Origin of the sequence: Streptomyces caniscabiei, from assembly GCF_014930365.1 — a bacterium.
GTDB lineage: Bacteria > Actinomycetota > Actinomycetes > Streptomycetales > Streptomycetaceae > Streptomyces > Streptomyces caniscabiei.
On record NZ_JABXWI010000025.1, the window covers coordinates 108,455 to 114,454 of the forward strand.

4 protein-coding genes are annotated in these 6,000 nt (G+C 70.8%); 3 read left to right on the forward strand and 1 reads right to left on the reverse strand.

What is annotated here, in order from left to right; all coding sequences use genetic code 11:
- The first annotated feature begins 103 nt into the window (after positions 1–103).
- Both HW837_RS42465 and HW837_RS42470 read left to right on the forward strand, forming a co-directional pair.
- On the forward strand, positions 104–1,468 hold the full coding sequence (locus HW837_RS42465) for an NAD(P)/FAD-dependent oxidoreductase (protein ID WP_193381380.1): 1,365 nt from the start codon (positions 104–106) through the stop codon (positions 1,466–1,468).
- 229 nt (positions 1,469–1,697) lie between these two features.
- The gene (locus tag HW837_RS42470; RefSeq protein ID WP_045563338.1) at positions 1,698–3,368 is read left to right on the forward strand and encodes an ATP-binding SpoIIE family protein phosphatase; all 1,671 of its coding nucleotides are present in this window, start codon (positions 1,698–1,700) and stop codon (positions 3,366–3,368) included.
- 119 nt (positions 3,369–3,487) lie between these two features.
- On the opposite strand, the gene HW837_RS42475 is transcribed toward HW837_RS42470, so the two are convergent.
- Positions 3,488–4,768, reverse strand: coding sequence for an MFS transporter (locus HW837_RS42475; RefSeq protein WP_193381393.1), 1,281 nt, complete (start codon positions 4,766–4,768; stop codon positions 3,488–3,490).
- A gap of 151 nt (positions 4,769–4,919) precedes the next feature.
- Between HW837_RS42475 and HW837_RS42480 the strand changes: the two genes are divergently transcribed.
- Positions 4,920–5,486: a MarR family winged helix-turn-helix transcriptional regulator gene (locus tag HW837_RS42480; RefSeq protein WP_193381381.1), complete on the forward strand. Its 567-nt coding sequence runs from the start codon at positions 4,920–4,922 to the stop codon at positions 5,484–5,486.
- Positions 5,487–6,000 lie beyond the last annotated feature (514 nt).

The following is a 6,000-nucleotide window of genomic DNA, read 5'->3' on the forward strand; positions in this document are numbered from 1 at the left end:
TGTCGTGCACGCCGGTAAATCGGCCAACCCCGCGCCCCCTGGGCGACCGGTCACACAAATTGCCGGGCCTGTGGACAAACCAACGAGCAAGGTGCGTCATGGGATGGTGAAGGAACCGATGCGCATCCTCATCGTCGGCGGCGGTTACGTCGGGCTGTACACAGCGCTGCGCTTGCAGCGACAGCTGAAACCGGAACTCGGACGCGGCGACGTCGAGATCGTCGTCGTGTCCCCCGACCCCTATATGACGTATCAACCCTTCCTTCCGGAGGCGGCCGCGGGCTCCATCTCGCCCCGCCATGTCGTCGTACCGCTGCGCCGCGTCCTCGACAAGTGCAAGGTCGTCATCGGCGAGGCCACCGCGATCAACCACGCCAAGCGCGTCGCGACCCTCACCACCCTCGCCACCGAGGAGGAGGGCTCGACCGCCGAGCAGCTGACGTACGACGAACTGGTCCTCGCCCCCGGGTCGATCTCGCGCACCCTGCCCGTCCCCGGCCTCGCGGACCACGGCATCGGCTTCAAGACCGTCGAAGAGGCCATCGGCCTGCGCAACCACGTCATCGAACAGATGGACATCGCCTCCTCCACCCGTGACCCCGCGATCCGCGACGCCGCCCTGACCTTCGTCTTCGTGGGCGGCGGCTACGCCGGCGTGGAGGCGCTCGGCGAGCTGGAGGACATGGCCCGCTACACCGCGCGGTACTACCACAACGTGAAGCCCGAGGACATGAAGTGGATCCTCGTGGAGGCCTCCGACCGCATCCTCCCGGAGGTCGGCGAGGAGATGGGCCGCTACACGGTCACCGAGCTGCGCCGCCGCAACATCGACGTACGGCTGCACACCCGCCTCGAATCGTGCGCCGACCGCGTCGCCGTCCTCAGCGACGGGGCCCGCTTCCCGACCCGCACGGTCGTCTGGACGGCCGGGGTGAAGCCGCACCCGGTCCTCGCCGCCACCGACCTGCCGCTTAACGAGCGCGGGCGGCTGAAGTGCACCGCCGAGCTGGCGGTGGAGGGTGTCGCGCACGCCTGGGCGGCCGGTGACGCGGCCGCCGTCCCCGACGTCACCGCCGAAGCCGGCAAGGAGACCGCGCCCAACGCCCAGCACGCCGTCCGCCAGGCCCGCACTCTCGGCGACAACATCGCCCACTCGCTGCGTGGCGAGCCTCTGGAGACGTACTCCCACAAGTACGTCGGCTCGGTCGCCTCGCTGGGCCTGCACAAGGGCGTCGCCCATGTCTACGGACGGAAACTGAAGGGCTACCCGGCCTGGTTCATGCACCGCGTCTACCACCTGAGCAGGGTGCCCACCTTCAACCGCAAGGCCCGCGTCCTCGCCGAATGGACCCTCGCCGGACTCTTCAAACGGGAGATCGTCTCGCTCGGTTCACTCGAACATCCCCGTGCGGAGTTCGAACTCGCGGCCGGTGGAAAGCCTCCTGAGAACCCGAAGGGGTCGTCCTGACCGGATCCAGGAACTCCGGCGTCCAGGCCGACGTCTGACGGATGTCGGTCCGGTCGGCCAGACTGGTCCGTGACGTGATCCATGATCCCGGGCGGGGCCACCCCCTCGCCCACAGGCACCCACGACCAGGCGTCCCCCACCGCCGCACCCGGGGCAACCCCCCCCCGGGCCACCGGCCGGATCCGGAGCCGGCCACAGACGACCACACGAGGCACGAGGCAAGGATTCGGTGAACTTCACGCGCTGGAGCGCCCGGCTCCCCGGTACGCAGCGCCGCGCCGCAGCGCGGACCGAACACACGGTCACCCCGGACCGGCGGGGGGAAGGCTCCGTGCCCGCGGCCCGTGTCGAACGGCAGAGCGACGACCCTCCGGACGACCACCCGGCCGTGCCCGCCGTCGACGACCTCCCCACCCGCGAGATCCTCGACCGCATCCCGGCCCTCGTCGCCCTCGTCCACGGCCCCGACCACCGCACGGCCTACGTCAACGACGCCTATGTCGCGGCCTTCGGCGTACGCCCCCTCGGCGAACCCGCCCGCGCGGCCCTGCCCGAGCTGGACGCCCTCGGCCTCCTCCCGCTGCTCGACCAGGTCCTGCGCAGCTCCAGACCCCGCACGGTCAAGTCCCGCAAGGCCCCCGGCGGCCGCAGCTACACGATCACCTGCACCCCCGTCGACGTACCGAGCGGCACCGGACAGACCGAGGGCGGCGTACTGATCTTCGCCGCCGACGTCACCGACCACGCCGAGGCCGGCGAACGCCTGCGCGCCAGCGAGCGCCGCCAGCGCGAGACCGCCGTCACCCTCCAGCGCTCCCTGCTCCCGCAGGAACTGGAACAGCCCGACGACCTGCGCATCGCCGCCGTCTACCACCCCGGCGGCACCGAGACCGCCGTCGGCGGCGACTGGTACGACGTCATCACCCTCGGCGGCGGCCGCACCGCCCTCGTCATCGGCGACGTCATGGGACGGGGCGTCCGCGCCGCCGCCGTCATGGGCCAGCTCCGTACGGCCGTCCGCGCCTACGCCCGCCTCGACCTCCCCCCGCACGAGGTCCTCCAACTCCTCGACGGCCTGGCCACGGAGATCGACCCCAACCAGATCGCGACCTGCGCCTACGCCGTCCACGACCCCAACGAGGGCCGCCTGGTCTACGCCTCCGCCGGCCACCTCCCCATCCTCGTCCGGGACGAGAGCGGCACCGTCCTGCGCGCCGACGAACCGACCGGCCCGCCGCTCGGCACCGGCGGCTGGACCCACGCCTCCGGCTCCATCCCCCTCGGCCCCGGTTCCACGGCCGTCTTCTACACGGACGGCCTCGTGGAACGGCGCAACGAGGACCTCGACGAGGGCATCGCCGCCCTGGAGCGCGCCCTGTCCGGCGCCACCGGCACCCCACAGGTCGTCTGCGACCGCCTGGTCCGCTCCACCGGCGTCACCGCCGACCACGACGACGACGTGGCCGTCCTCGTCCTCCAGCACCCCTCCCGCACCGGCCCCGACAGCGAACTCTTCCGCAACGCTGCCCTCGAACTCCTCGGCGGCGTCGAAGCGGCCCCACGCGCCCGCGCGTTCGCCTCCGGCGTCCTGACCAGCTGGCGCTTCCCTCCGGAACTGCACGACCTCGGCGTCCTGGCCGCCAGCGAACTCGTCGCCAACTCCCTCCAGCACGGCACCCCGCCCATGCGCCTGCGCCTGCGCCGCACCGACCGCCGCCTCATCGTCGAGGTCACCGACGGTAACGACCACCTCCCCCGGCGCCGCCGCGCCGAGCCCGCCGACGAGTCCGGCCGCGGTATCGCCATCGTCGCCACCATCGCCTCCAACTGGGGCAGCCGCCGCGCACCGGGCGGCGGCAAGGCGGTGTGGTGCGAGTTCGCCCTGCCAGGAACCGGCTGAGCGGCCTGGGGCACACCCCGGCCGCGGTCCGTCGCGCCGTGCCGGAGCGGGTGGCGTGTGCCGTGGCCGGTGCCCTGGCTGAAAGGGGCCGCGCCCGACCCCTTCCGCGGGCCCGGTTGTCAGGCCCGGGCCGCCACCGGCTCCACGGCGGCCGTCCCGCTCCCGGCGACCACACGGCTGCTCGCGAGCGCGGGCTGGTCCTGCACGGCCGTGAGCTGCCGCCCGAGCCGCAGCGCCAGCACACTGATCCCCAGCGAACACAGCAGGAACGCCACGATGTACGGCGCGTGCAGCGAGGCGCCCATCGGTCCGCCGACCGCCGGACCGACCGCCAGCGCGAGCTGCTTCACCAGGGCGAAGGCCGAGTTGTACTGTCCCGCCAGCCCGGCGGGAGCGAGGTCCGCGACCAACGGCGCGACGGTCGGCGACAGCATCGCCTCCCCGAGCCCGAACAGTGCGTACGTCGAGACGAACGCGGCCACGGCCATCTCCCGGCTCCCGTGCCCGAGCCCCGCGAAGCCCGCGACAGCCCAGGCCACGGCCCAGATCAGACCGACGGCCGCGATCACCCGGGACCGCCGACGCCGCGTCACGAACCGCAGCACGGCGAACTGCGCGACGACGATCACCGCGGTGTTGGCCGCCAGCGCCGTCCCGAGCGCGGAGGTCGATATCCCGGCCGCCTCCACCCCGTACGCGCTGAGCCCCGACTCGAACTGCCCGTAGCAGGCGAAGAACAGCACGAAGCCCAGCACACACAGCTGCACCATGGCCCGATTGCCGAGCAACTGCTTCCAGCCGCCCTTGCTCGACGCTCCCGCGGACACGCCCTCGACCTTGGGCGCACGCGGTATCCGCACGGTCGCCATCACACCCACGAGCAGCAGGAACATCGCCGCCTGTATGGAGAACAGCAGAACGAAGGAGCCCGCACGCGTGGCATCGACGAGATGCCCGCCTATCAGCCCGCCGACCCCGAGCCCGAGGTTCTGCAGGAAGAACTGAGTGGCGAAGGCCCGCGACCGGTTCTCCGCCCCCGAGCAGTCGACGATCATCGTCGCGAGCGCCGGCTGCATCACGGCCTGCCCCGCCCCGAGCACCGCCGCGGACAGCAACACGCTCGTCGCACCCGTGGCCAGCCCGAGGCTCAGCGACCCGACGGCGGCGGTGACCAGGGCGGCGAGCAGCACCGGAAGCGACCCGCGCCGGACTATGGCCCGCCCCGCGAACGGCAGCACCACGAGCGCGGCGACGGCGAAGACCGCCAGCACCAACCCCGCCGTCATCGCACCGAGATCCCGCACCTGCGCCACATAGACGTACAGATACGGGACGGTGAAGCCGAGTCCGAACGCGCCGAGCGCGTTGGCCACATGAATCCGGCGCATCGCTGCGCCCATCCCCCTGGTCACGTTCACCTGCCTAGGTAGGGAAGCCCTCCGCACACCTGGGTAGGTATTAGCAGTGAAGACTTCGAAGCTAAAACTTAGACCTAAACAGTACACCTCGAAGGACTTCGATGCCAAGCGGTGGCGTGCCATACTGCGGCCCATGGGCGACACCCCCGGCACCTCCGGCACCTCCGGCACCGCCGAGCCGACACTCGAAGAGCAGATCGCCGCCTACCAGCGCGAGTTCCAGGACCTCGACCCCCAGGTCGAGAAGATCGTCTCGGCCCTCTCCCGGCTCCACCGCCGTATGAACGTCGCCTACGGCCGCCAGACCTCGGAGCTCGGCATCAGCAACGCCGAGTGGGAGGTCCTGAAGGCCCTCGTCCTCTCCGGTGCCCCGTACCGGATGGGCCCGAGCGAGCTGGCCAAGCGGCTCGGCCTGACGCCGGCCGCCATGACCCACCGCATCGACCGCATGGTCACGGAGGGCCTGGTCACGAGGGAGCGCGACGAGAACAACCGCGTACGCGTCATCGTCGAGCTCACCCCCGACGGCCGTGAGAAGTGGCTGGCAGCCATGCGCCTCGCCTCGGTCTTCGAGGAGGACCTCCTCCAGGACCTCTCTCCACTGGAACGCACGGTCCTGGGCGAGGTGCTGACCCGGCTCCTCCGTCGCGTCGAGCACGCCCAGCCGGACGCCGGCGGCCGTCTCACCGACCTGGACTGAGGCCGTACGTCGGCGGCGGCCGAGGTTTGGCCGCGGGTCACCCGGGGGAGGCTTGACAATCCACCCCGCGATCCGTAGAGTTCTTCGGGTTGCCGCGGAGCCGTAACGGTTCTGCGACAGCACCTCCGCCGCTCAAGCGGCACCCAAACCAACCAGCACGATCTCCCAACGGGGCGAATTCGGTCTGCCCGAATTCAATTCGATTTGGGTTCGGTATGGGTTCGACAGACCCGATTGGGAACTGCCGGACAGATCCGCTAAGGTTTGGGACGTCGGAACGGCCCAACGGCCGCGAAGGCAACTCCCGCTGACTGGGAATCAGGCCCGAAAGGATCTGATAGAGTCGGAACCGCCGGAAAGGGAAACGCGGAAGCGGAAACCTGGAAAGCACCGAGGAAATCGGAACCGGAAACGGTCTGATAGAGTCGGAAACGCAAGACAGCAAGACCGAAGGGAAACTGCCCGGAGGAAAGCCCGAGAGTAGCTCGGGTGAGTACAAAGGAAGCGTCCGTTC

Bases quoted from the DNA above. Each gene is read 5' to 3' on its own strand.
- HW837_RS42465 (WP_193381380.1), top strand. From the start codon at position 104: ATGGTGAAGGAACCGATGCGCATCCTCATCGTCGGCGGCGGTTACGTC.
- HW837_RS42475 (WP_193381393.1), bottom strand. From the start codon at position 4,768: ATGGGCGCAGCGATGCGCCGGATTCATGTGGCCAACGCGCTCGGCGCG.
- HW837_RS42480 (WP_193381381.1), top strand. From the start codon at position 4,920: ATGGGCGACACCCCCGGCACCTCCGGCACCTCCGGCACCGCCGAGCCG.